This window comes from Carnimonas nigrificans ATCC BAA-78 (assembly GCF_000526695.1).
Lineage (GTDB): Bacteria > Pseudomonadota > Gammaproteobacteria > Pseudomonadales > Halomonadaceae > Carnimonas > Carnimonas nigrificans.
On sequence record NZ_JAGO01000011.1, the window covers coordinates 297,939 to 320,504 of the forward strand.

Below are 22,566 nucleotides of genomic sequence, written 5' to 3' on the forward strand. Positions count from 1 at the left end.
CGTGTGTCGCAAGGTGCCTAGAAGTCGTAGCGTAGACGCGCCTTGCTGATATCCGGCTGATGATCGGAAGTGTTGCTGAACTGATGCTCAAGCGAAATGCTGAAGCCGTAGGCGAAGGCGATGTTCATCCCCACGTAGTTGAGGGTTTCGCTGTAGTGCTGGAAGCGAAGGGCGCTCTCTGCGATATAGGGCTGAATGCCGGTCACCCAACCGCCTGCCACCGGGATGGTATAGCCTGCGTAACCTTCCCAGCCGTGGGCATTGCCCCTGAAGTACTGGTCGGGATTCAGGGCCGCCGAGGAGATCCCGCCAGCGCGATCTGCCGGAATGAAGTCCTTGTAGTAGCCGATCATGCCAGCGAGATACCAGTTGCCTGGCGCCCAGGAGATAGACGTTCCCAATGACTGCTGATCCCAGGTCGATTTCTCGGGATTGCCATCCTTGCGCAGATCCGCCTTGTTGTAACTGTAGGCCGTGCCCACTTTCAGGTCAGGCTCAATGGCGTAGATCGCGCCGAGCGCGCCACCACCCTTGCGGCGATAGGTAAAGTTACCCTTGTGATAGTCGGAATCCGCAAGGTTGCCACTGGTGTAAATCTGTACCGGCCCGAAGGTATTGGTATACATGAAGATATCGCGCGCACGGTACGAACCGTCGTAATCGCCGCTGATACCGTTGGCTGGCCCCTGGCCCTTCATGTCCATGACCCATTTGTCGGTAGGCTTGCCCACTACGTTATAGAACACGCTGTCCTGTTTACCGAAGGTGAAGGTACCGTAGGTGGGGTTGGCAACACCGAAATAGAGCTTGCGGCGAGTGGTATTATCCTTGCCCGGTGTCTGGTGATGCTTCCAGCCCACATCATTGAAAATATCGGTGCCCATCTCATAGCGCCCTAGCAGGTGCCAGTCATCGGGCAGGTAATAGTTCACATTGACGCGCAAGCGTGAGCCGTCGTCGGTGCCGCGATGGGAGCGAGCGCCATCATCAATACTGCCCATCTTGTTGCTGAAGCCAACACGCGCGCTGCCGCCAACGCTGACTTCCAGATCATTTAGCAAATGAGTGCCATTATCACGCTCCAGCAGAGTGATTTCGGCGTTCGCTATCGGGGCGCACAGTACAGTGCCGAGTAGTGTCGCGCTGACTGCCGACGCTCTAAATGTTTTCATTCAATATGTAGTCCGGTTCACGTTGCGTTTATCCTGGCCACTCGAAGGGCGGCCAATTTTAACTGAATGATTTTCTAATGACATAGGACTTAGGATCACTAGACCAAGGAATGTTAAGCCTTTGGTATTAAGCAGTTATGACCAAATGGGCGAAGCGTATATTTCTTGCTGTTTTCGCGGTAGTGAAGCGGATGCAATCTCTTCGCTGCTAGCGTGGATGTGAACTGTTGGGGGTAGGGCATCTTTCATAGATCAGGGGAGTGGGAGGGGCGCAGAGGGCGGTATTGCTGCAATCATCATCGGCCAGTTGAACAGGCACTTCTCTTGATGGATTCCACCCCGCGTGCAGGAGCAGATTTTTTAAATCCGAAGAGAGATCGGCACGCTGCCAAGCATGAACATGAAGCAGGGTGAAGCGCCTTCACAAGAAGCGCTGTCGCTGCGGCTGCCATACGATGCAGCAACGACAGACAGTTGACGCCGGTGAGCGCGGGTAGCAGAATAAACGTCATGCACATTATATACGTCTCTTCACTCGGTTTTGGTTGGTGGCGCGCTCCCTGAGCGCGGCGCCTTCGCTTGTCTGCCTATCAGTACCGAGATAGAGCCTGTATAGAAGAAGATGCCGCCCACCGAGGCGGCATTTTTTTGGCTGGCAAAGGTGGGTAGCGTGACCTGAAACACCGCTTTCTGCGGGCCAATGACATCCATAAGGGGATCCCTGTGAACGTCTTGATGATAGATAACTACGACAGTTTCACCTTCAATATCGTGCAGTATCTGGGCGAACTTGGCGCTACGGTGCAAACGTTGCGCAATGATGCGGTAACGATTGAGCAGGCTGAAGCGCTTGAGTTCAGCCATTTGGTGATCTCCCCCGGCCCCTGTTCTCCGGATGAAGCGGGCCTTTCGATGGAGCTGATTCGCCATTTTGCCGGTAAGGTGCCGATTCTTGGCGTATGCCTTGGACATCAGGCCATCGGTCAGGTGTTTGGCGGCAAGGTTATTCGTGCGCCGCAGGTCATGCACGGCAAAACGTCGCTGATTGAACATACCGGCCAGGGTGTTTTCGAGGGGCTGGATAATCCGCTTGAAGTGACCCGTTATCACTCGTTGGTGGTAGAGGCGGCGTCGCTGCCCAGTGAGCTTGAAGTAACGGCAGTCACCCCCGATAACGATGTAACGCCGGGGCTGGTGATGGGCCTGCGTCATAAGACCCTGGAAATAGAGGGCGTGCAGTTTCATCCGGAGTCGATTCTGTCGCGTCAGGGCCACGAGATGCTGGGCAATTTCCTCAAGCGGCGCTCGGCGACCCGCGATGGCAACGTGGCAGAAGCAGCGCTGTAGGCTGTCGGTCGGTACTATCAAAAAGGGTGGAGCATGATTATACGTGAAGCGCTGGCGCGGCTGACCGCAGGGCAGTCACTTGATTTCACGACCATGCATCAGGTGATGCAGCAGCTGATGGCGGGTGAACTGAGCGATACGCAAATTGGCGCGGTGCTGGCGGCACTCGCTACCAAACGCGAGACCAGCACTGAAATTTCGGCGGCTGCTCAAGCGATGCGCGACGTGATGCAGCCGGTCTTCATCAAGGCGACACAGGCAGTTGATATTGTTGGCACCGGTGGTGATGGCGCGAATCTTTTCAATGTCTCGACAGCGGCTGCCTTCGTGATCTCGGCAGCGGGAGTGCCTGTCGCCAAGCACGGCAATCGCAGCGTTTCGTCGTCGTCGGGCAGTGCCGATCTGCTTGAGAAGGCGGGCGTTAATCTGGCGCTGAATGCCGAACAGGTAGCGCGCTGCATTGATGAAGTAGGGATCGGCTTCATGTTCGCGCCCAATCACCATCAGGCAATGCGCCACGCTGCACAACCGCGCCGCGAGCTGGGCATCAAGACGCTGTTCAATATCCTGGGGCCATTGACCAACCCCGCGGGCGTGAAGCATCAGGTAATCGGTGTCTATTCGCCGCATCTGCTTGAGGTTGTTGCTGAATCTTTCCAGAAGCTGGGCAGCCAACACGCTTTGGTCGTTACCGGCGATGATGGCCTTGATGAGCTGTCGATTGCGGTGCCGTCACAGGTGTGTGAACTGCGTCAGGGTGAGTTGCACCGCTACAGCGTCACCCCTGCACAGCTTGGCCTTGAGCGCGCCTCGCTTGATAGCCTGCGCGTCGAGAATACCGAACAGAGTCTGGCCCGCGTGATGGAGGCCTTGCGTAATGAGCAGGGCGCGGCGCGTGATATGGTGGCGCTGAATGCAGGCGCTGCCATTTATGCCGCCGATCGCGTTGCTACGCTGAAAGAGGGTGTGGCGCTGGCCCTTGAGGTGATGGCGTCGGGCAAGGCTGAGGCGCGTCTTGAACAATTGGGCGAATTCACACGTTCTCTTTCATGAAGTTCTCGTTCTCTTTTGTGAAGAAGAGAGCAGCGACAGCGTTAACGAGGTAAAGCATGAGCACTATCCCCACGGTTCTTGGCAATATCCTGACGCGCAAGCGTGAAGAAGTAGCCGCACGCAAGGCAGAGCGTCCGCTTGAGCAGGTCATCAAGGCGCTTGAAACAGCGCCTGCGCCACGCGGCTTTGTTGCGTCATTGCGGGAGCGCATTGCCGCAGGTGAGGCGGCGGTTATTGCGGAAGTCAAAAAGGCGTCGCCTTCCAAGGGCGTGATTCGTGAAGCGTTTGATCCCGCAGAGATTGCGCGCAGTTATCAGCAAGGCGGCGCTGCCTGCCTGTCGGTGCTGACCGATGTTGATTTTTTCCAGGGCAGCGATGCCTATTTGCAGGAAGCGCGCGAGGCATGCCAACTGCCGGTATTGCGCAAAGACTTCGTGATTGACGAATATCAGCTCTATGAAGCGCGTGCGCTGGGTGCCGACTGTGTACTGCTGATTGTCGCCGCGCTGAGCGACAGTGAGCTGGCGGCGCTGCACGAACGCGCCGTAGCGCTGGGCCTCGATGTACTGGTTGAAGCGCATGATGCCGAAGAGCTGACGCGGGCGCTGGCGCTCGATATTGATCTGGTGGGCATTAATAACCGCGATCTGCGTACCTTCGATACCACTCTGGATGTCACCTTCAATCTGCTGCCACGTATTCCTGAAGGCGTTACGCTGGTCACCGAGTCGGGCATCATGAACCGTGAAGATGTCGATAGACTGCGCAGCGCTAACGTTAACGCCTTTCTGGTAGGCGAGCGCTTTATGCGTGAAGAAGAACCCGGCAAGGCCCTCAATGAGCTGTTTTTCTAAGCCTTACGTCGATAGAGTGGTTGGATAGTTCCCGCTGTTCTTCGCTGGTGTGTTGGGCAGATGATTCAAGGCCCAGCAGTAAAAGCGCCGCGTCTTGTGCAAAGGGCGCGGCGCTTGTTTTTATAGTTGATTGAACAGTAGCTTAATCGGCAATGGGATCGCTGGGCTGGTGCTCATTGTCTTCCCCCTGCGGATATTCGGCAGCGTCGCTGAGCTGACTGAACAGCGTAGGGTCGTCCGAGATAACGGAATTGACCCCGCACTCCCACCAGGGGGAGAAGGCTTCGGGATCGTTCACGGTATAGCACACGACTTCAAGACCTTTCTGGCGCATCTCCTTGACGATATTGGGATTGAGGTTTTCCCAATTGGCGTGAATGCTGACTGCGCCAACGCGCTCGACATCCCACTGCCAGACACGCGGCACCTTTTCATCGTAAAGAATGCCAAGATTTAGCGAGGGATCGAGACGGTGCGCCCGATAGAGCGCTTCCTGGCTGAAACTTGAGAGCAGCAGTCGATCACTCGGCAGCGCGCCGTTAAGAAGAGGAACCACTGCTTCGGTGAGGCGTAGAGGGTCGCGAGCGGTGCTCACCTTGATCTCAAGATTTAAGCCCAGTCCCAGCTCATTGACGGTGGCGAGGGCTTCTTCCAGGGTCGCGATACGCTCACCTGCAAATTCAGGCGAGAACCAGCTACCCACATCGAAACGGCGCGCCTCGGCAAGCCCTACCTGAGAAAGAAAGGCGCGGCTATTGCTACAGCGCGCCATATGGGCGTCGTGCCAGATAACCGGCGTGCCATCGGCCAGCAGTTGAACGTCGATTTCGACCCAGCGGATACCGGCCTCGGCGGCCGCACGAAGGGCTGAGAGGGTATTTTCCGGCGCTCTTGCAGCGAACCCACGGTGACCCATCAAGCGTGGCAGTAGCATTGGTACTTCCTGACATAGAGTGAAAACGGATAGCGCGCCTATCGTCCAGCAGCGAGCCGTTGGCGTAGTTGCCAACAATAAAAAGAGCGCGAGGCTGGCGCAACCGTCAGGCGTGCCTGATTTTCCGCGGCAACCCCGTTATAGTGCCTGCTACACGCGAGTTAATCACCCTATTGTGATGGAATTATGATGAGAATGATCGAGGTAGCAGCCGGGCAACGGCGTGACGATTGCGTCGCGCTGCTATGTGCAGAAGTCTACGGCACTTCCGCAGGGCTAACGCCGCTGGTGCGTTTTGCCGCTATCACCAGCGAACTGTTGCCAAACCATGCGGCGCGCGTAGTGGCGCTGGCCGAGGAGGGTGTGCTTAAAAGCGTTGCGCTCTTGATTCTGGAAGAGCAGGGGCGTGCCGCTGAGCTGGCGCTGTTGGCAACACCGGCGGCACTACGCCATCAGGGGTATGGCACCGCGCTGGTGCAGCGGATTACCGCATCGACTGCGCTGCGGGTAGCGCCTCTGCAACCAGAGCTTGAACCGTTTTTCTCGGCAGCGGGCTTCACGCGCTGGCTGGATGTGCCTTCTGCCGACGCGGGGCGAGTGGGGCTGAATGCGCAGCACCCTGCGCAGAGTGCGGCTCAGCTTGATGAGGTCATCGCCATTGATGACGAGCGTATCGTGCGCACCTTCAAGCATGATCCCGCCACATTCGAGCGTTTTAAGCAGCAGTTCGTGGAAGGTGTTGCGCGCGCCGAACGCCATTTTGCTGTAATGCACTGAAGCGTGCTGTGTTGGGTGCTTTTATGCTGGGCGCCCAGCGATAACGTACCGCTCACTACTGAGCGGTGCCGTTACCGTTTTGAGCGCCACCAATAGCGCATCCGGTCAAAGTAGAGATAGACCACGGGTGTGGTGTAAAGCGTCAGCAATTGGCTAACGATCAGCCCGCCCACAATGGTGACTCCGAGCGGATAACGGTAGGCGGCATTTTCATCGTGGCCGATCAGTAGGGGCACCGCCCCGAGAATGGCCGCCAGCGTGGTCATCATGATCGGACGGAAGCGAACCAGCGCGGCTTCGGTAATCGCCTCGGTGGGCGATTTTCCGTAGTGGCGTTCGGCATTCAGAGCGAAATCCACCAGCAGAATAGCGTTCTTTTTGACCACGCCAATCAGCAGCACAATGCCGATCATCGCAATCATCGAAAACGGCTCATTGACCCACAGCAGCGCCAGCAGTGCGCCGACCCCCGCCGAGGGCAGCGTCGATAAAATGGTCAACGGGTGAATATAGCTTTCATACAGCATGCCCAGTACCAGATAGACCGCTGCCAGCGCTGCCAGCAGTATCCACGGCATCGCTTGTGTCCCCGATTCAAAGTCAGACGCCGAGCCATTGAAATCCACGATGATATCGCCCGGCAGCATCAGGCTATTCACCTTCGCCCTGATGGCGCTCATGGCATCGCCCAGCACCACGCCATCGGCCAGGTTGAACGAGATACTGGTGGATGCAAACTGATCGAGGTGATTCACCTCAACAGGCGACACCGAACGCTCCACATGAGCGAAGGCGGTCAGCGGAATGCGTTCGCCATCGCTGTTAATGAAATACTGGCGGGAGAGCGCATCCGGAGTTGAGCGGTACTTTTCCTTCACATTCATGATTACGTAGTACTGATCGGTGCCGCGATAAACGCTGGAGACCTGACGCTGCGCGAAGCTGTTTTCGAGCAGGGTGTCGATATCGCGCATGCTGATCCCCAGCGCACTGGCGCGCTCGCGGTCTACCACCAGATTGAGGGATTGACCGTTGGCGCTGCGGTCACTGGTAACGCCAGTAAGCTGCGGCATGCTGCCTAGTGCGCGAGTCACCTGATCGGCGTATTTATTGAGCTGCGTCACGTTATCGCTGCGCAGGGTCAGATCGTACTGACCATTGCCGCTGCCGCCGCCCATATCCTGTGAAGCGAACATGGCAATCCGCATACCGGCAAAATGGCTGACCCGCTGAGTCAACTGGTTGGCAATGGTTTGCGTATCGGCATCGCGATCATCCTTCAGCGATAGCGACATGAAGGCGCTGGCACCGCCGCCCCGACGACTGCCGGCACTCACGTAGCCAGCGATATTTTCCACGCGAGGGTCCTGTAGCAATACGGTACGCAACTGCTCAATCTTGTCGCGGGTTGCGCTGAAACCGAGGCTTTGGTCGGGGCGAATGGAGGTCTGAATGCGCCCGGTATCCTGCGTCGGTACGAAGGATTTCGGTACCACGACGAACAGGTAAGCGTTGAAGCCAATCACCGCGAACAGCGACAGCAGGGTCAGCCGACGATGATTAAGCGCGATCGCCAGAGTGGTCGCATAGCCGCGCTGTACCGCATTTCCCAGGGAGATCAGCCACTGCTCCGGACGGCGCACTTTATGGGTATGGCGCGACGCAAAGAGATAGGCGCACATCATCGGCGTCAGCGTCAGCGACACCACCATCGAAATCAGTAGCGCGATAATCAGGGTGGCAGCGAAGGAGCGAAACAGCAGCCCTAATATATCGGGGAGCAGCAGCACCGGCACCAGCACGGCGACCAGCGAGAGCGTCATCGACACCACCGTGAAGCTGATCTCGGCACTGCCTTTCAGTGCGGCGGCGAAGGGCGGCTGCCCATCGTCGATATGTCGCGCGACGTTCTCGACCACCACAATGGCGTCATCGACCACAAACCCGACCGAGACAATCAGCGCCATCAGCGTCATGGTGTTGAGGGTGAAGCCGCACATATAGATGGCGGCGAAGGTACTGATCAAGGTAAGAGGAATGGCAACGCCGGGTATCAGGGTAGGGCGCAGCGAACGCAGGAACAGGAAGATTACCCCCACCACCAGCAGTACCCCGATGATTAGCGTCACCTGGGTTTCAGCAAGCGAGGCGCGTATGCCGGGGGAGCGATCCATGGTGATATTCAGATCAGCCGCTTCCGGCAACAGCGAGGTGACATTGGGCAGTTCGGCGCGAATCTGATCGACGGTTTCGACGATATTGGCTTCCGCCGTTGGCCTGATGACCAGAATGACGGCGCGGCGCTGGTTATAAAATCCCGCGCTGTAAGGATTCTCCACCCCGTCACTGACTTCGGCGATATCACCCAAATGCAGAATACGGCGGCCATTGTCGCTGCTATGTACGATCAGTGAGCGATAATCAGCGGCGTCAAACAGCTGACTATTGGTGCCCAGCATCAGGCGGTTATCGCCGCTGTCGATATTGCCCTTGGGCTGTTGGGAATTGGCATCATCCAGCACGTTGCGCACGGTATCGAGAGAGATACCGGCATGTTGCAGGGCGAAAGGATCAACGCCCACACGAATGGCAGGAGAGGAGCTACCGCCCACGCTGATCGAACCAACACCGGCGATACGCAGCAAACGCGGTGAAATGGTGCGATCGGCCAATTGATACAGCTCGCCTTGCGAAAGCCTTGGCGAGCTTAGGCTCATCAAGAGGATCGGCGCATCAGTAGGATTGACCTTGCGATAGCTGGGGCGACTGCGCATGGCAGAAGGCAGCAGCGCCTGCGCCGAGTTGATTGCTGCCTGTACTTCTCGCGCGGCTTCATCAATGTTCTTGCCGAACTTGAACTGCACCACAATCTGGGTGCTGCCTTCGGCGCTGGTGGAACTGATCTGATCAATACCGGAAATTTGCCCGAGGGAGCGCTCCAGCGGTGCCGCCACGGTGGATGCCATGGTGTCCGGATTGGCACCGCTCAGCGATGCGTTGACCATAATGACAGGAATACGCATATCGGGCAGCGGCGCCACCGGCAGCTTGAACCATGCCAGACCGCCCAGCAGCAGCAGCGCCACCGACAGCAAAACGGTGGCGATGGGGCGCTTGATGAAGGGCGCAGTGATACTCACCTTGATGGCCCCGCGCCACTATCGTGCTGCTCGTGCGGTTTCTGGCGTGAGACTTTCCACCAGTCGGACAGCCGCTCGAAGTAGAGATAGATCACCGGCGTGGTGTAGAGCGTTAGTAGCTGGCTGACCAGCAGACCGCCCACCAGTGAGAAGCCGAGCGGTTTACGCAACTCGGCACCGTAGCCTGACGCAAACATCAAGGGCAGCGCCCCGAGCAGTGCTGCGAAGGTGGTCATCATGATCGGCCGGAAGCGCAGTCGAGCGGCCTGGAAAATCGCTTCGCGTGGTGGAAGATGCTGATGACGCTGCGCATCGAGGGCAAAGTCGATCATCATGATGGCGTTCTTCTTGACGATCCCGATCAGCAGAATAATCCCGATAATTCCCACCATGCCCAGATCCATGCCGCCCAGCTTGAGGGCCAGCAGCGCACCGATGGCTGCCGAGGGCAGGGTCGAAAGGATCGTCAGCGGGTGGATGTAACTTTCATACAGCACCCCCAGCACGATATAGGCGGCCACCACGGCTGCCACAATCAGCCATAGCGTCGAGCTGTTGTTGTTGGCGTAGACCTGGGCCGAGCCTTGGTAATCGAGGCGCGTGTCGCTGTCCAGATGAGCATCCTGACGGGCCTGGTCGATGGCGGTAAAGGCGTCGGAGAGGGAGTAGCCCGGCGCGACGTTGAAGGCGAGCTGCGCCGATGGCAGCTGGTTATCCTGAGTCAGCGCCAGCGGCGCTTCACGCTCCTTGACGGTGACCAGTGAGGTCAGCGGCACCATCTTGTCGTTTTCACCGCTCAGATAGAGGCGTTCCAGCGTACTGGCATCGCGGCTCAGCGACTGTTTCAGGCCGAAGACCACGCGATACTGCGTTGACTGACTGAAAATCGTCGATACCAGCCGCTGGCCGAAGGCGTTGTAGAGGATCGCATCAATATCATTCATGCTCACCCCGAGACGGCTGGCGGTATCGCGGTTGACGTCAAGATAAAGTTCGGTGCCCTTGTTCTGCATGTCGGAAGTAGCGTTGCTGATCGCATCCGACGCATTCATGCGCGCCAGCAGAGCGGTGACTTCACTATCCAGTACGCTGCGCTCAGGATGCGTTACGCTCATCTGGAACGGCTCGCGTCCAATCTGATCCTCCAGTACCAGCTCCTGTACCGGCTGAAGATAGAGCTTGATGCCGGCAACCTGCTGCGCCTTGAGATTGATGCGCTCCATCACGGTTTGCGTATTGTCACGCTCGCCAATGGGCTTGAGCACAATCGACAGCCTGCCTGAATTCAGGGTGGCATTGGTCCCATCAATCCCGATCATCGAGCTGACATTTTGGACTGCCGGATCATCCTGCACTACCTGCGCCAGCAGCCGCTGGCGCTTCGCCATGGCCTCGAACGAGGTGTTTTGGCTGGCATCGGTGATGCCCTGTAACATGCCGGTATCTTCACTGGGCAACAGGCCCTTTGAGATCGACATGTAGAGAAGGGCAGTTACCCCAAAGGCCGCCAACGCTACCAGCAAGGTCGCAAACTGATGGTTGAGCACCCAGCCCAGTGTCTTGCCGTAGCCGCGCTCGATGCGGCTGTTGGCGCTGTCCTGCTCCTGGTGCGCTGGATCACGGCTGGCGGCTGGCTGGGGTGCATGAGGATCGTTGCTTTCAGGCGCAGCATCGCCTTCGTGTGCTGTGGTGTGATCAGCGTGGCGGCGGGTAGGCTTCAGCAGTTTGGCGCACAGCATCGGCGTCAGGGTGAGCGAAATAAAGGCGGAGATTACGATGGCGCAGGTCAGCGTGAGCGCGAACTCCCGGAACAGCCGGCCAATCACATCCTGCATGAACAGCAGAGGGATCAACACCGCAATCAGCGAGATGGTCAGCGAGATCACCGTAAAGACGATCTGGTGGGAGCCTTCCAGTGCCGCTTTCAGAGGCGACTTGCCGCGCTCCAGGTGGCGCATGATGTTCTCCAGCACCACAATGGCATCGTCGATCACGAAGCCGGTCGCAATGGTCAGCGCCATCAGGCTCAGGTTATTCACACTGAACCCGAACAGATACATCGCCGCAAAGGTGCCAATCAGCGTGAGCGGCACCGCCAGACTGGGAATCAGCGTGGCGCGCAGATTGCGCAGGAACAGGAAAGTTACCAGCGTAACCAGCGCGATCGCCAGCACCAGTTCGAACTGTACATCCTTGATCGAAGCGCGAATGGTCTGGGTACGATCCGCCAGCGGTTCGATATGGACACTGGGCGGTAGCTGTGGCAGCATGTGCTGAATCTGGTCAACGGTAGAGATAACGTTGGCACCGGGCTGACGCCGCACGTTTAGAATCAGCGCTTCCTGACCATTGGCGTAGGCAGACAGATAGCGGTTTTCGGCCCCCTCACTGACGTCAGCGACATCGGAGAGACGCAACGCCGCGCCATCGCGATATTTGATGATCAGATTGCGGTATTCATCGGCGGACGCGAGCTGATCGTTGGCATCAATGCTTAGGGTGCGGTAGCGTCCGTAAATGCTGCCCTTGGCAAGATTGACGTTGGCGTTGTTGACCGCTTCTCGCACATCCTCAAGGCTCATGCCTGCCGAGGCAGCCTTGCGTGGGTCGATATCGACCCGCACCGCAGGCTTGTTACCACCTTCCAGGTTAACCATGCCAACACCCTGCACCTGACTCAGGCGCTGGGCAATGCGCGTATCAATCAGGTCATAGACCCTCGACAGCGGCAGGCTGTCTGACGTGATCGCCAGACTCAAAATGGGGGAATCCGCCGGATTGACCTTGCGGTAGGCGGGGGGCATGGGTAGATCGGAGGGTAGCAGCGACTGCGCCTGATTGATCGCCGCCTGCACGTCCTGTTCAGCCACACCTATATCGGTATCGAGCGAAAAGCGCAGGGTAATGATCGAGGCACCGCCGGTGCTGTTGGACTTCATGTCCTGTAGCCCCGAGATTTCTCCCAGTTCGTTCTCCAGCGGTGCTGTTACGTTGGACTGCATGACCTGCGGGCCAGCACCCGGATAAAGCGTCTGCACCTGAATGGTCGGGAATTCGACTTCCGGCAGCGAAGCGACCGGCAGCATGCGATAGCCCAGTACGCCAGCGATCATGATCGCCAGCATCACCAGCGATGTGGCGACAGGTCTGAGAATAAACGGCCGCGATGGATTCATGAGGCGTCGCTATCGGTTGCCTGAGTATCCGGCGTCATCTGCTGATCGCCGGGCAAGCTATGGCTCACTACATTCACGGTAGCGCCGTCGCGCAGACGGTCAACGCCATCAACGACAACCTGTTCTCCCTCCTTGAGACCGCTGGCAATGGCAACCCGCTCGGCGCTGGTGGCCTGCTCGACAATCTTGCGTCGCTGTACCTTGTTATCCTCGCCGACCACATAGACGAAGGAGCCGTCCTGTGCGCTTTGTACCGCTGTCTCAGGCACTACAACGGCATTGGGAAGGCGCGTCAGCTCTACCTGTACATTGACAAACTGACCGGGGTAGAGTGCTGTATTGGCGTTCTCGAAGTGGGCGCGCATGCGCAGCGTATTGGTATCGCTGTCAATCTGGCTGTCGATGCTTTGCAAGTGCCCCTGGGCGAGCTGCTGTTTTTCACCGCTTTCAAACACATTGACCACCACACCCTGTTTCAGACGTGTGGCGATCTTCTGGCGATAGCTGGTGGGCAGCGAGAACACCACCGAGATAGGGTCGAGCTGGGTAATGGTCATCAGCGGTGAGCTGCTGCCCGATGAAACCAGGTTACCGGGATCAATATTGCGCACCCCGACGACACCATCCACCGGAGACGTGATCGCGGTATAGCTGAGATTGGCGCGGGCATTTCTGACCGCCGCCTGCTGAGCATCAACGGTGCCCTGATACTGGTTCACCTGATCGCGCTGATCATCAAATGTCTGCCGAGAAATGGCTCCGCGGGAATAAAGCTGACGGTTGCGCTCAAGGTTCTGGCGTGCGTTGTTCAACTGCGCCTGAGCCTGCGCCAGCTCCCCCTGCGACTGTTGCAGCGAGGCATTGGAGGTGCGGTCATCAATGCGGGCAATCAGATCGCCGCGCCGCACATAATCGCCTTCATTCACATTGATCGACTCAAGCGTACCTTCTACCTGCGGCACCACATTGACGGTGGCCAGCGAAGTCACGGTGCCCAGGGCCGATACATAGACCGGAAAATCCTCTTGCGTAGCTGCCATGGCCGAAACGGCATCACCGCTCTGGTGGGTGCTGTCGGCAGTTGAGCTGCTATCGTCACGATGAGTGAACCACGCAACGCCAATCACGATTAGCACTGCAATGACCAGCACCAGCCATAGCCGTTTTTTTCTCGTCACACTGTTGCTCATAGGGGAGTGAACTCATTTCATGCCAGAAAGGCAGCTAGTGAATGCGAGGGGAATCATGGTTTAACTGCTGACCGTTTACTATGACCGTGCCAGACCTGTCCGGTTTCCAAAAGCGCCTCAAAATTAAGAATTTAGGCAATTCAGGCGGACGCTGCCCAATTATCATCTAAAACTTAAGGTTATAGCGTATCACTTGGGAAGGGAATCATCAGCGCGCGGGAGAAAAATGTGCGCCGTGACAAGAGCAACAGCGTCGTCTCGTGTGCAAAAATATCGCGCTCCAAAGAGGAGCGCGATATCGGGGACAACCGGCTAGCCTGCACGGTCTTAGTAGGCGGAAGTGAGTTTTCTGCCAGGAATGGGGCCAAGATCGCTGGCGGCTTCACCCTGAGTCTCCGCCTTGAAGTAGTCGGCGGTGCTCCTGGCGAGGGGCTCATGGCCACGAATGCGGTCAGCGATCTTCTCGGCCATCATGATGGTGGTAGCGTTGAGGTTGCCGGTCACAATCAGCGGCATCAGCGAGGCATCCACCACGCGTAGACCTTCAATGCCGTGTACGCGCCCCTCTCCATCGACCACCGCCATGTCGTCGTTGCCCATGCGGCATGAGCCACAGGGGTGATAGGCCGTTTCAGCATGACTTCTGACAAACTCATCCAGCTCGGCATCGCTCTGTGCGCTGGCACCTGGTGCAATTTCAGGGCCACGGAACCTGTCAAACGCTGGCTGATTGATGATGTCGCGGGCCTGACGAATGCAGTCGCGGAATTCAACCCAGTCCTGTGGGTCGCTCATGTAGTTGAACAGAATGCTGGGTGCGTCCTCAGGATTGCGCGAAGTCAGCTTGATGCGGCCTCGGCTGCGCGAACGCATGGAGCCAACATGTACCTGGAAACCGTGGGTTTCAGCGGCACTCTTGCCGTTGTAGCTGATCGCCAGCGGCAGGAAGTGGTACTGCACGTTGGGCCATGGCTCTGCTTCATTGGTACGCGTGAAGGCGCCCGCTTCGAAGTGGTTGCTTGCACCAAGACCGGTGCCCTTGAGCATCCACTCCATACCGATTTTGGGCTGATTCTGGAGTTTCAGCGCAGGGTAGAGAGATACCGGCTCCTTGCACTCGTACTGGATATACATTTCCAGATGATCCTGCAAATTCTTGCCTACTCCCGGCAGTTCATGCACGACATCAATGCCCAGCTCGGCAAGCCACGCTGGATCGCCCACCCCTGAACGTTGCAGCAAGGCTGGAGAGGCGATGGCACCACTGCATACCAGCACTTCACGACGCGCTTGTACCTGCTGGCGCGTGCCGTTGCGCAGATACTCAACGCCGCTCGCCCGCTTGCCTTCGAACAGTACGCGGTCGGTAGTGGCGTGGGTTTCGATGGTGATATTGGCACGCTGTTTGGCCGTGTCGAGATAGCCACGGCTGGTCGCCGCACGGCGCCCTTGCGGGGTGACGGTGCGATCCATGGGGCCGAAACCTTCCTGCCGATAACCGTTAAGATCGTCGGTTTCCGCAAAGCCTGCCTGCTTGCCCGCTTCTACAAAGGCGCGGTTGAGCGGGTTGTCGTTGACGTTGGACGTGGCGACTGACACCGGGCCATCGCCGCCGTGGTAATCATTGGCACCTATATCGCGGCTTTCAGCCTTGCGGTAGTAGGGCAGGCAATCGGCATAGCTCCAGTCCTCAAGGCCAGGCTGCTGCGCCCAGTTATCAAGGTCCATGGCGTTGCCGCGGATGTAGCACATACCGTTTATCAGGGACGAACCGCCCAGCCCCTTGCCGCGTCCGCACTCCATGCGGCGATTGTTCATGTGCGGCTCAGGGTCGGTTTCAAAGGCCCAGTTGTAGCGTTTGCCTTGCAGCGGATACGCCAGCGCTGCGGGCATTTGGGTGCGGAAATCCAGGCGGTAGTCAGGGCCGCCTGCTTCCAGCAGTAATACGGTCACCGAAGGGTCTTCAGTCAGTCGAGTAGCGAGCACGTTGCCCGCAGAACCTGCGCCTACGATGATGTAATCGAACTCTCGAATCTCGCGGTCAGCCATCAGGTAACTCCTTGTCAAAGGTGCCGCCACCTTGTTAGGCACGGCATCAAGATCGTCGGGGCCGGCGCTGTTTGCGCCGGAAGATGGGAGGGCAGTGCCATGAAGAGTGCAGTGCCAGAACTTAAGCGTTGTGCCCGCGAGCGGAATGACAGCACCGCGCCACATTAGGTGTTGAGGCGCAGTTGAGGGCTTAAAAAAGCGCCGTGTTCAAACGACGCTTTCAGGCTGTCGTGGCTCGCGGGTCGCGTGCTTAGAACGCGGGGGGGAATTCACCCATTTCTATCAGGATGGACTTCGATTTGGTGAAGTGCTTGAGGGTTTCAGCGCCGTTTTCAAAGCCAACGCCGGACTGCTTGTAGCCACCTACTGGCATTTCAGCAGGGGATTCGCCCCAGGTGTTGACCCAGCAGATACCGGCCTCGATCTGGTGAATCACGCGGTGAGCGCGATTCAGGCTCTCGGTGAAGACGCCGCCCGCCAGACCGTAAGTGGTATTGTTGGCGCGCTGTACAACCTCTTCTTCACTCTCGAAGGAGAGAATCGACATGACCGGGCCAAAGATCTCTTCCTGCACGATACGCATCTCATCGCTGCAATCGGTATAGACCGTCGGCGCGACATAAGCGCCCTTGGCCAGTTCTCCGTTAATCATGCGCTCGCCGCCGGTCAGGAGTTTGGCACCATCCTGTTTGGCGATATCGAAGTACGACAGCACCTTGTCGAGATGCTCAAAGCTGACCAGCGGGCCATAGTTGGTTGCAGCGTCAAGCGGGTCGCCTGCCTTGAGTGCTTTGATACGCTCCAGCACTTTCTGCTCGAACTTCTCCTTGATGGCGCTTTCGACAAAGACGCGGGTGCCGTTGGTGCATACCTGACCGGTCGAGAAGAAGTTTGCCACCATGGCACCTTCAACCGCGCGATCAAGATCAGCATCAGCAAACACGATCAGCGGTGACTTGCCGCCCAGCTCCATGGTGACTTCTTTCAGTGAGGAAGCCGCAGAAGCGGACATCACCTTTTTGCCGGTGCCGACTTCGCCAGTGAATGAAATCTTGTCGATGTGCGGATGATCGGTCAGCGCGATGCCTACCTCGGCTGCGCCGTGTACCACGTTAAAAACACCGTTGGGCAGGCCCGCTTCAGTATAGATTTCGGCCAGCTTCATGGCGGTAAGCGGCGTGACTTCACTCGGTTTGAAGACCATCGCGTTGCCCGCGGCCAGCGCAGGTGCCGACTTCCACAGCGCGATCTGGATCGGGTAGTTCCAGGCACCAATGGCACCGCATACGCCAATCGGTTCGCGACGGGTATAGAAGAATGCGTCGCTGCGCAGCGGCTGCTGAATACCTTCAAAGGAGAGCGATGCACCTGCCATGTATTCCAGAACATCGGCCCCTGTCACGATATCGACCGCGCTGGTTTCGCTGAGAGCCTTGCCGGTGTCGATGGATTCGAGTTTGGCCAGCTCGTCATTGCGCTCGCGCAGCAATGCCACGGCCCGGTTCAGAATACGTGCACGTTCGATGGCGGTTTTGGCGGCCCACTCCCGCTGGCCCTTGCGTGCTGCGGTGACGGCGCGATCAACGTCGGCGCTGGACGCTTCCTGCACCTGAGCGATGACCTCACCGGTGGCGGGGTTCACGGTGTCGAAGGTGCTGCCTGAGGTGGCGTCAACCAGTTTACCGTCGATGTATTGCTGAATAATCGGCAGAGTGCTCATGAAACGTCTCCTGGTAGATGAAGAGTGCGGCGTCAATCGTTGAATGCGAATTCGTTACTGTGCCAGCGCGTAATGGCCGTCACATGAATGAAGCTGTTCGTAGGCGAAGTGGCGCGCAATGCGGAGCGCAGCATCGATATCGAAGCGCTCCGGCATCAGTGCTCCGCGCAGCCACAGGCCGTCAATTAGAGCAGCCAGACCACGGGCCGCGTCGCGTGCCTTTTCAGGCGGCAAACACCGGCTGAACTGGTAGCACAAATTGGAAAAAAGGCGTCGATCATTGACGCTTTGCAGCCGTTTGAGCTGCGGGCGGTGCATGCTGGACACCCAGAATGCCAGCCAGGTTTTCATGGCGGATTCGCTGACCTGGCTGCGATCGAAGTTGCCTTCAATAATGGCGTTGAGATGGCCTTCAACGTCATCGGGGGCGGTCATGCGGCGGCGTTCGGCGACCGCTGCGCTGAGCTGGCTCAACACTTCCCGCATAGTCGCTTCGATCAAGCCATCCTTGCCGCCAAAGTAGTGGCTGATGATGCCAGCCGATACCCCTGCACTTTTAGCGATGCGTGCAATGGTGGTGTCTTCCAGACCGAAGTGGTCGATGGTGACCAGGGTGGCGTCAATTAACTGACGGCGGCGAATCGGTTCCATTCCTGTCTTTGGCATGAAGCACTCCCGATGGTGCGACTCAGATGGCAGGCAGTGTAGTTTATTTTTATTGAACGTTCAATCAATAAAGATGACGGAAGGAAAACGAGAGACTCCTTCGTCAAATGGCGCACGTTGGGACAGGTAGCGCAACGGGGGAAGTAAGTGCCGCTTTTTTTCGCTACCATGATGGTTTGTTTATAAACCAGTGGGACGCCGTGGTGGCGCCCGCGCCATAAGTAAAGGATGACTTGCTAATGCGCGTATTGACGGCACTCAAGGAGAGTGAAAGCGCCCCCGGCGTCATATTGATGGTAGCAGCCCTAGCAGCACTGATCGTCGCCAACTCATCACTGGGTGAAGGCTATCATTCACTGCTGGAATTCCATGCGGCAGGACTTTCCATCGAAGAGTGGATCAACGATGGGTTGATGGCGCTGTTTTTCCTGACCGTGGGGCTGGAGGTAAAGCGTGAATTTGCCGTCGGTCAGCTCAATAGCTGGTCGCTTAGGGTACTGCCAGGATTGGCGGCTGCCGGTGGGGTGATCGTGCCCGCCTTGATCTATGTGGCGTTCAATGCCCGCTCCGCTGAAGGGCTGCATGGTTGGGCCATTCCTACGGCGACTGATATTGCCTTTGCGCTGGGGGTACTGGCGCTGGCAGGGCCGCGCGTGCCTCTATCGCTCAAGGTGTTGCTGACCGCTATCGCTGTGATCGACGATCTGATTGCGGTGGTGATTATCGCCTTCTTTTATACGGCCCACATCGAAATGCTCTACCTGGGGCTGGCGGGGTTGGTAACGCTGGTACTGATTCTGCTCAACGCGCTGGGTGTGGTGAAGCTCACTCCTTATCTGCTGCTGGGCGTGGTGCTGTGGTGGCTGGTGCTCAAGTCCGGTGTGCATGCGACGCTGGCCGGGGTGGTGCTGGCACTGACCATTCCGCTGCAGGGCAAAAAGGTCAGTCAACAGGAATCTCCCCTTGAGAAGCTTGAACACGGACTGGGGCCATGGGTCGGGTTTCTCGTTATTCCCGTGTTTGGCTTCGCCAATGCAGGAGTATCGTTAGCCGGACTTGATGGCGCCATGCTGACACAACCGGTGGTACTGGGGGTGGCGGTGGCACTGTTTGTGGGCAAGCAGCTGGGCATCTTTGTGACCATTCGGGCCTGCGCGCTGTTTGGTATCGCGCCACGACCCGAGGGGGCCAACTGGTTGCAGGTATACGCATTGGCAGTGCTGTGTGGTATCGGCTTCACCATGAGCCTGTTTGTTAACCTTCTGGCCTTTGAACATCCTGAACTACAGGAGCATGCGCGTTTGGGCGTCTTTATCGGCTCATTGCTCTCGGGGCTGCTCGGCTGGGGACTATTGCGCTTTTTCAGTCGCGCTTCGGCAACAGATAGCTAAACGTATCAGGAAGGGGGATCTGCAGGCTGTGTGCCCCTTCCTGCCGTGCTGCTGGTTTCTGTTTGTCTTCTATAAATTCTGGTTATCGAGTCAGTCGTGGGAGGGATAGAGCCGGTTTATTCTATTTTGCCGCTCAACGACTGGCTGCGCATAACACCGCACCGCTGAGAAGTTGCAGAGGCGGAGCGGTATCAAGGAAGTCGGGCGAGGGAGGCACGTAGAAGAAGGCATGTGCTCGCTCTCGCCTTTTCTCTTGCCCTAGCGCACTCCCCTCATGCAGAAAATCGGCACCAGACTGGCCAGTACCACGACAATGGCGGCACTAAACAGGGCATTGAAGTTGTTGCCGGCACCGCCGATATCCAAAAACCATGGCGCTATGATGGGTGACACCACTTGCGGTGCCATGACCGCCATATTGAAAATCCCCATGTTCTTCCCCGCGCTCGTTTCATGGTCAGGCAGCACGTCGATCACCATTGCCTGATCTACCGCGGCATAGATCGCTGAACCTAACGAGGTAGTGGTAACCGCCAGCAGAAAGCCCCAGTAGTTGTGGGTCAGAATCAGCATCAGCACGCCCACCGCGAAGATCAGAATCGCCCCCATCACAAACGGTTTGCGCCGGTCCATGCGGTCGGATAGCCAGCCGGTCAGCGACGATGCCATCACCACGCAGGCACCGGTGACCGCCGTTGAGATAAAAATGCCGCGCGCTACCTCGACTGCGTTAAACCCTAGCCGGTCGGTCAGAAAATAGACCTGATAAGCCCCCACCATGGAGCTGCCGAAAAACAGCAAGAAGGTGTTCAGCCATGCCAGAGAGAAGGCGGAGTGCGAGAAGGGATGGCGCCGAAACCTGAGAATGGCCGACTTCATATCCAGTAGCGGATGCTCTTGAGGCGGGAGGGCATCCGGCAGAGGTTCCTTGAAGAAGCACACAAATACCAGCGCGCACGCCAGCCCAATCAACGCGGGAATCAGGAACATGCTCACCTGCGCAGTGCCGACCACGTTGATGACGACCACTCCCGCCATAATGGCAAGGGTGGTGGACATGCTGTGTAGCGCCGAGACAAAACCGCGCTGCTGTTTGGGCACCTGATCGGGAATAACGGCCACCAGCGATGCGAGTGCGGCGTTAATGGCAGTTTGCGCCAGACACCAGAAGAGAATCAGCGAGAGCAGCGAGGTGGCAACGCCCAGTCCCCAGAGCGCCAGTGTCGCCATGCACATGCCGCCAAGTATCCAGGGGCGGCGACGCCCCCATCGGGTGCGGGTCAGATCCGACAGATAGCCGCACACCGGGTTGGCAATCATCGCTCCCAGAGAACCTATCCCGAGGATAATGCCCAGATAGGCCGCTTTATGGTCAGGAAACAGATCCGCGACCCGAATCGCCATGGTGATGCTGACCGGCGTCATCACGGCGAGAAAAATGCCGATATCCGCTAGCCAATACAGCAGAATAAACAGACGGGAAACACGAGCAACGGAAGTAGGTGGAAGGGCATGTGCTGCGCTGGATTCAACCATGTCAACTCCGATCCAGAGGACGGGTCGAGAGGTGCCGTGACGCCTTGAAGTACGCCAGCCCCATCTCGCAGTGAATCAACCGCACGGCTTTCTGAGCCACTTGCTGCGGTGTATTGTCACTGATACGAACTTTCATCTTGTGACGCCTGCATCTGCATGACAAGCAATGACGGCGTATTCACCACTAAACGCTGATAGCCCATGAAGGGAGAGTGGGGCGACTGAGGATGAAAAACGGGCTGGCCTGGCTCCGTGCATCATCAACATGAAGCCAGGGAATACAGCGCTCGCAGGCGGAAGGGGAACAATCAGCCGCCCGACGCTATGGCGTGGGGCGACGGGTTCGGAACATCGCGAGGCCGTGCAGCAGGTTACCCCAATGGGCCACCCTGAATGGTGCTATAGAGGCCGCTGATAATATGTTCGCCGCTCTCCTGCTGAAGCTCTTGATACCACGCCTGAGTGAGTGCCATATCCTTGCCATGAGTAATATCGCAGCGCTTGCGTGCCTTGAGCACCAGATCACGCACGCGCTCGCAGCGTTGCTGTTCGTAGTGTTGCAGCGCTGTTTCAATATCCGCGTGCTCTTGCAGGCAAGCGCCCAGCACTACGGCATCCTCCATGGCAGCACAGCCTCCTTGCCCGATATCAGGGGTGGTGCTGTGAGCGGCGTCGCCGAGCAGCGCGACCTTGCCCTGTACCAGCTTCTCGAATGGCTCTATGTCATGGATTTCGATGCGGTTGGTGGTTTGCGGGTCGAGCGCTGCAATCAAGCGCTGCACCGGCGCTGCCCAGCCGTCGAAGTAGCGGGTAAGGTCGTCACGTAATGTGCTGCGATCTTCTGCCAGACCAGCGGGAAGCGGCACATCAAAGAAGAAGTAGAAACGGCCATCGGCCACCGGCATCAGCGATACGCGCTTCCCTTCCCCGACGAAAGTGGTCCACTGCTCGGCTGGCGCAATCGCTTCATCAATCTCCACCAGACCGTTCCAGTTAACATAGCCCGCGTAGCGGCGTTCGGGAGTGAAACCGAGCACATGGGGGCGCAGCGCCGAATGGCTGCCGTCAGCGGCGATCAGCATATCCCCCTGGGCCGAAGTGCCGTCGGTAAACCAGACGGTAACGCCGTTTTCATTCTGTTCCGCGCGGGTCACCCGTTTATCGAACTGCACGGCATCGCGCCCCCAGAAGTCGAGCATATCGCCTTGCAGAAAACTGCGTACCACCGGAGAAGGGCGCTCGCCGGCCTGCTCGATCAGCGGTGCCAGGCTGAACTGGGTCATGTCCTCTGCGCTGCGGTAATCCTTGTAGGCGAGAAAATTCATCGGGCCGCCATGGGTGTCGATAATCTTCCCCATTCCCAGATGGCGCATGCACTTCACGCCGTTGGGCCAGATGGAAATGGCCGCGCCTACGGGCTTGATCTCCTTGACGGCTTCATACACTTCACACGCTATGCCTGCGTTTTTCAGTGCTACCGCTGCACTCAAACCGCCGATACCCGCTCCAATGACCAATGCTTTCATGGGGTTCTCCTCATCATGTGTTGTAACGCTATAGA

General features: G+C 57.8%; 17 protein-coding genes. 5 read left to right on the top strand and 12 right to left on the bottom strand.

Annotated elements, in window-relative coordinates; all coding sequences use genetic code 11:
- Positions 1-17: 17 nt before the first annotated feature.
- Together L881_RS0105060 and L881_RS0105065 are read right to left on the bottom strand one after the other, a co-directional pair.
- Positions 18-1,172, bottom strand: a complete 1,155-nt coding sequence (locus L881_RS0105060) for a porin (protein ID WP_025732626.1) — start codon at positions 1,170-1,172, stop codon at positions 18-20.
- A gap of 531 nt (positions 1,173-1,703) precedes the next feature.
- A complete protein-coding gene (locus L881_RS0105065; protein ID WP_025732627.1) occupies positions 1,704-1,883 on the bottom strand; it encodes a hypothetical protein in 180 nt (59 codons plus the stop codon).
- 12 nt (positions 1,884-1,895) lie between these two features.
- Between L881_RS0105065 and L881_RS0105070 the strand changes: the two genes are divergently transcribed.
- From L881_RS0105070 to trpC, 3 genes are read left to right on the top strand one after another with little or no spacing between them, the layout of a single operon-like run.
- Positions 1,896-2,519, top strand: coding sequence for an aminodeoxychorismate/anthranilate synthase component II (locus tag L881_RS0105070; RefSeq protein ID WP_025732628.1), 624 nt, complete (start codon positions 1,896-1,898; stop codon positions 2,517-2,519).
- A gap of 33 nt (positions 2,520-2,552) precedes the next feature.
- Complete coding sequence (gene trpD, locus L881_RS0105075; RefSeq protein WP_025732629.1) at positions 2,553-3,572, top strand: anthranilate phosphoribosyltransferase; 1,020 nt, start codon at positions 2,553-2,555, stop codon at positions 3,570-3,572.
- 56 nt (positions 3,573-3,628) lie between these two features.
- On the top strand, positions 3,629-4,426 hold the full coding sequence (trpC, locus tag L881_RS0105080; RefSeq protein ID WP_025732630.1) for an indole-3-glycerol phosphate synthase TrpC: 798 nt from the start codon (positions 3,629-3,631) through the stop codon (positions 4,424-4,426).
- A gap of 142 nt (positions 4,427-4,568) precedes the next feature.
- Here trpC and L881_RS0105085 read toward each other — a convergent pair whose 3' ends face one another.
- Entirely contained in the window at positions 4,569-5,360 is a 792-nt protein-coding gene (locus tag L881_RS0105085) for a glycerophosphodiester phosphodiesterase family protein (RefSeq protein ID WP_025732631.1), read from the bottom strand.
- A gap of 195 nt (positions 5,361-5,555) precedes the next feature.
- Between L881_RS0105085 and L881_RS0105090 the strand changes: the two genes are divergently transcribed.
- Positions 5,556-6,137, top strand: a complete 582-nt coding sequence (locus L881_RS0105090; protein ID WP_025732632.1) for a hypothetical protein — start codon at positions 5,556-5,558, stop codon at positions 6,135-6,137.
- A 71-nt stretch (positions 6,138-6,208) separates the two neighbouring features.
- Here L881_RS0105090 and L881_RS0105095 read toward each other — a convergent pair whose 3' ends face one another.
- The 6 genes from L881_RS0105095 to betI all read right to left on the bottom strand — a co-directional run bounded on the left by L881_RS0105095 (position 6,209) and on the right by betI (position 18,078).
- Positions 6,209-9,277: an efflux RND transporter permease subunit gene (locus tag L881_RS0105095; RefSeq protein WP_025732633.1), complete on the bottom strand. Its 3,069-nt coding sequence runs from the start codon at positions 9,275-9,277 to the stop codon at positions 6,209-6,211.
- Positions 9,274-12,453, bottom strand: coding sequence for an efflux RND transporter permease subunit (locus tag L881_RS0105100; protein WP_025732634.1), 3,180 nt, complete (start codon positions 12,451-12,453; stop codon positions 9,274-9,276). Before L881_RS0105100 ends, L881_RS0105095 begins: the two co-directional genes overlap by 4 nt.
- On the bottom strand, positions 12,450-13,643 hold the full coding sequence (locus L881_RS0105105; protein WP_025732635.1) for an efflux RND transporter periplasmic adaptor subunit: 1,194 nt from the start codon (positions 13,641-13,643) through the stop codon (positions 12,450-12,452). The genes L881_RS0105100 and L881_RS0105105 overlap by 4 nt, the downstream gene beginning before the upstream one ends.
- A gap of 327 nt (positions 13,644-13,970) precedes the next feature.
- Positions 13,971-15,692 carry a choline dehydrogenase gene (betA, locus tag L881_RS0105110; RefSeq protein ID WP_025732636.1) on the bottom strand — a complete coding sequence of 574 codons (1,722 nt, stop codon included), beginning with the start codon at positions 15,690-15,692 and terminating at the stop codon, positions 13,971-13,973.
- 250 nt (positions 15,693-15,942) lie between these two features.
- Positions 15,943-17,412 carry a betaine-aldehyde dehydrogenase gene (gene betB / locus L881_RS0105115; RefSeq protein ID WP_025732637.1) on the bottom strand — a complete coding sequence of 490 codons (1,470 nt, stop codon included), beginning with the start codon at positions 17,410-17,412 and terminating at the stop codon, positions 15,943-15,945.
- A 54-nt stretch (positions 17,413-17,466) separates the two neighbouring features.
- Positions 17,467-18,078 carry a transcriptional regulator BetI gene (gene betI / locus L881_RS0105120; protein ID WP_025732638.1) on the bottom strand — a complete coding sequence of 204 codons (612 nt, stop codon included), beginning with the start codon at positions 18,076-18,078 and terminating at the stop codon, positions 17,467-17,469.
- Positions 18,079-18,317: 239 nt separating this feature from the next.
- Here betI and nhaA point away from each other — a divergent pair, with 239 nt between their 5' ends.
- The gene (gene nhaA / locus L881_RS0105125) at positions 18,318-19,469 is read left to right on the top strand and encodes a Na+/H+ antiporter NhaA (RefSeq protein ID WP_034578629.1); all 1,152 of its coding nucleotides are present in this window, start codon (positions 18,318-18,320) and stop codon (positions 19,467-19,469) included.
- Positions 19,470-19,727: 258 nt separating this feature from the next.
- Here nhaA and L881_RS0105130 read toward each other — a convergent pair whose 3' ends face one another.
- The 3 genes from L881_RS0105130 to hpxO all read right to left on the bottom strand — a co-directional run bounded on the left by L881_RS0105130 (position 19,728) and on the right by hpxO (position 22,531).
- Positions 19,728-21,005 (bottom strand): MFS transporter, encoded by a 1,278-nt coding sequence (locus L881_RS0105130; RefSeq protein WP_025732641.1) that lies wholly within the window; start codon positions 21,003-21,005, stop codon positions 19,728-19,730.
- 1 nt (position 21,006) lies between these two features.
- Positions 21,007-21,141 carry a hypothetical protein gene (locus L881_RS14045; protein ID WP_281172169.1) on the bottom strand — a complete coding sequence of 45 codons (135 nt, stop codon included), beginning with the start codon at positions 21,139-21,141 and terminating at the stop codon, positions 21,007-21,009.
- 235 nt (positions 21,142-21,376) lie between these two features.
- A complete protein-coding gene (gene hpxO / locus L881_RS0105135; protein ID WP_025732642.1) occupies positions 21,377-22,531 on the bottom strand; it encodes an FAD-dependent urate hydroxylase HpxO in 1,155 nt (384 codons plus the stop codon).
- Between the last annotated feature and the right edge of the window lie 35 nt (positions 22,532-22,566).

Coding starts and splice junctions, on each gene's coding strand:
- L881_RS14045 (WP_281172169.1), bottom strand. CDS start 21,141: ATGAAAGTTCGTATCAGTGACAATACACCGCAGCAAGTGGCTCAGAAA.
- betI (WP_025732638.1), bottom strand. CDS start 18,078: ATGCCAAAGACAGGAATGGAACCGATTCGCCGCCGTCAGTTAATTGAC.
- L881_RS0105065 (WP_025732627.1), bottom strand. CDS start 1,883: ATGGATGTCATTGGCCCGCAGAAAGCGGTGTTTCAGGTCACGCTACCC.
- L881_RS0105085 (WP_025732631.1), bottom strand. CDS start 5,360: ATGCTACTGCCACGCTTGATGGGTCACCGTGGGTTCGCTGCAAGAGCG.
- L881_RS0105130 (WP_025732641.1), bottom strand. CDS start 21,005: ATGGTTGAATCCAGCGCAGCACATGCCCTTCCACCTACTTCCGTTGCT.
- nhaA (WP_034578629.1), top strand. CDS start 18,318: ATGCGCGTATTGACGGCACTCAAGGAGAGTGAAAGCGCCCCCGGCGTC.
- L881_RS0105105 (WP_025732635.1), bottom strand. CDS start 13,643: ATGAGCAACAGTGTGACGAGAAAAAAACGGCTATGGCTGGTGCTGGTC.
- L881_RS0105090 (WP_025732632.1), top strand. CDS start 5,556: ATGATCGAGGTAGCAGCCGGGCAACGGCGTGACGATTGCGTCGCGCTG.
- trpC (WP_025732630.1), top strand. CDS start 3,629: ATGAGCACTATCCCCACGGTTCTTGGCAATATCCTGACGCGCAAGCGT.
- trpD (WP_025732629.1), top strand. CDS start 2,553: ATGATTATACGTGAAGCGCTGGCGCGGCTGACCGCAGGGCAGTCACTT.
- hpxO (WP_025732642.1), bottom strand. CDS start 22,531: ATGAAAGCATTGGTCATTGGAGCGGGTATCGGCGGTTTGAGTGCAGCG.
- betA (WP_025732636.1), bottom strand. CDS start 15,692: ATGGCTGACCGCGAGATTCGAGAGTTCGATTACATCATCGTAGGCGCA.
- L881_RS0105060 (WP_025732626.1), bottom strand. CDS start 1,172: ATGAAAACATTTAGAGCGTCGGCAGTCAGCGCGACACTACTCGGCACT.
- betB (WP_025732637.1), bottom strand. CDS start 17,412: ATGAGCACTCTGCCGATTATTCAGCAATACATCGACGGTAAACTGGTT.
- L881_RS0105100 (WP_025732634.1), bottom strand. CDS start 12,453: ATGAATCCATCGCGGCCGTTTATTCTCAGACCTGTCGCCACATCGCTG.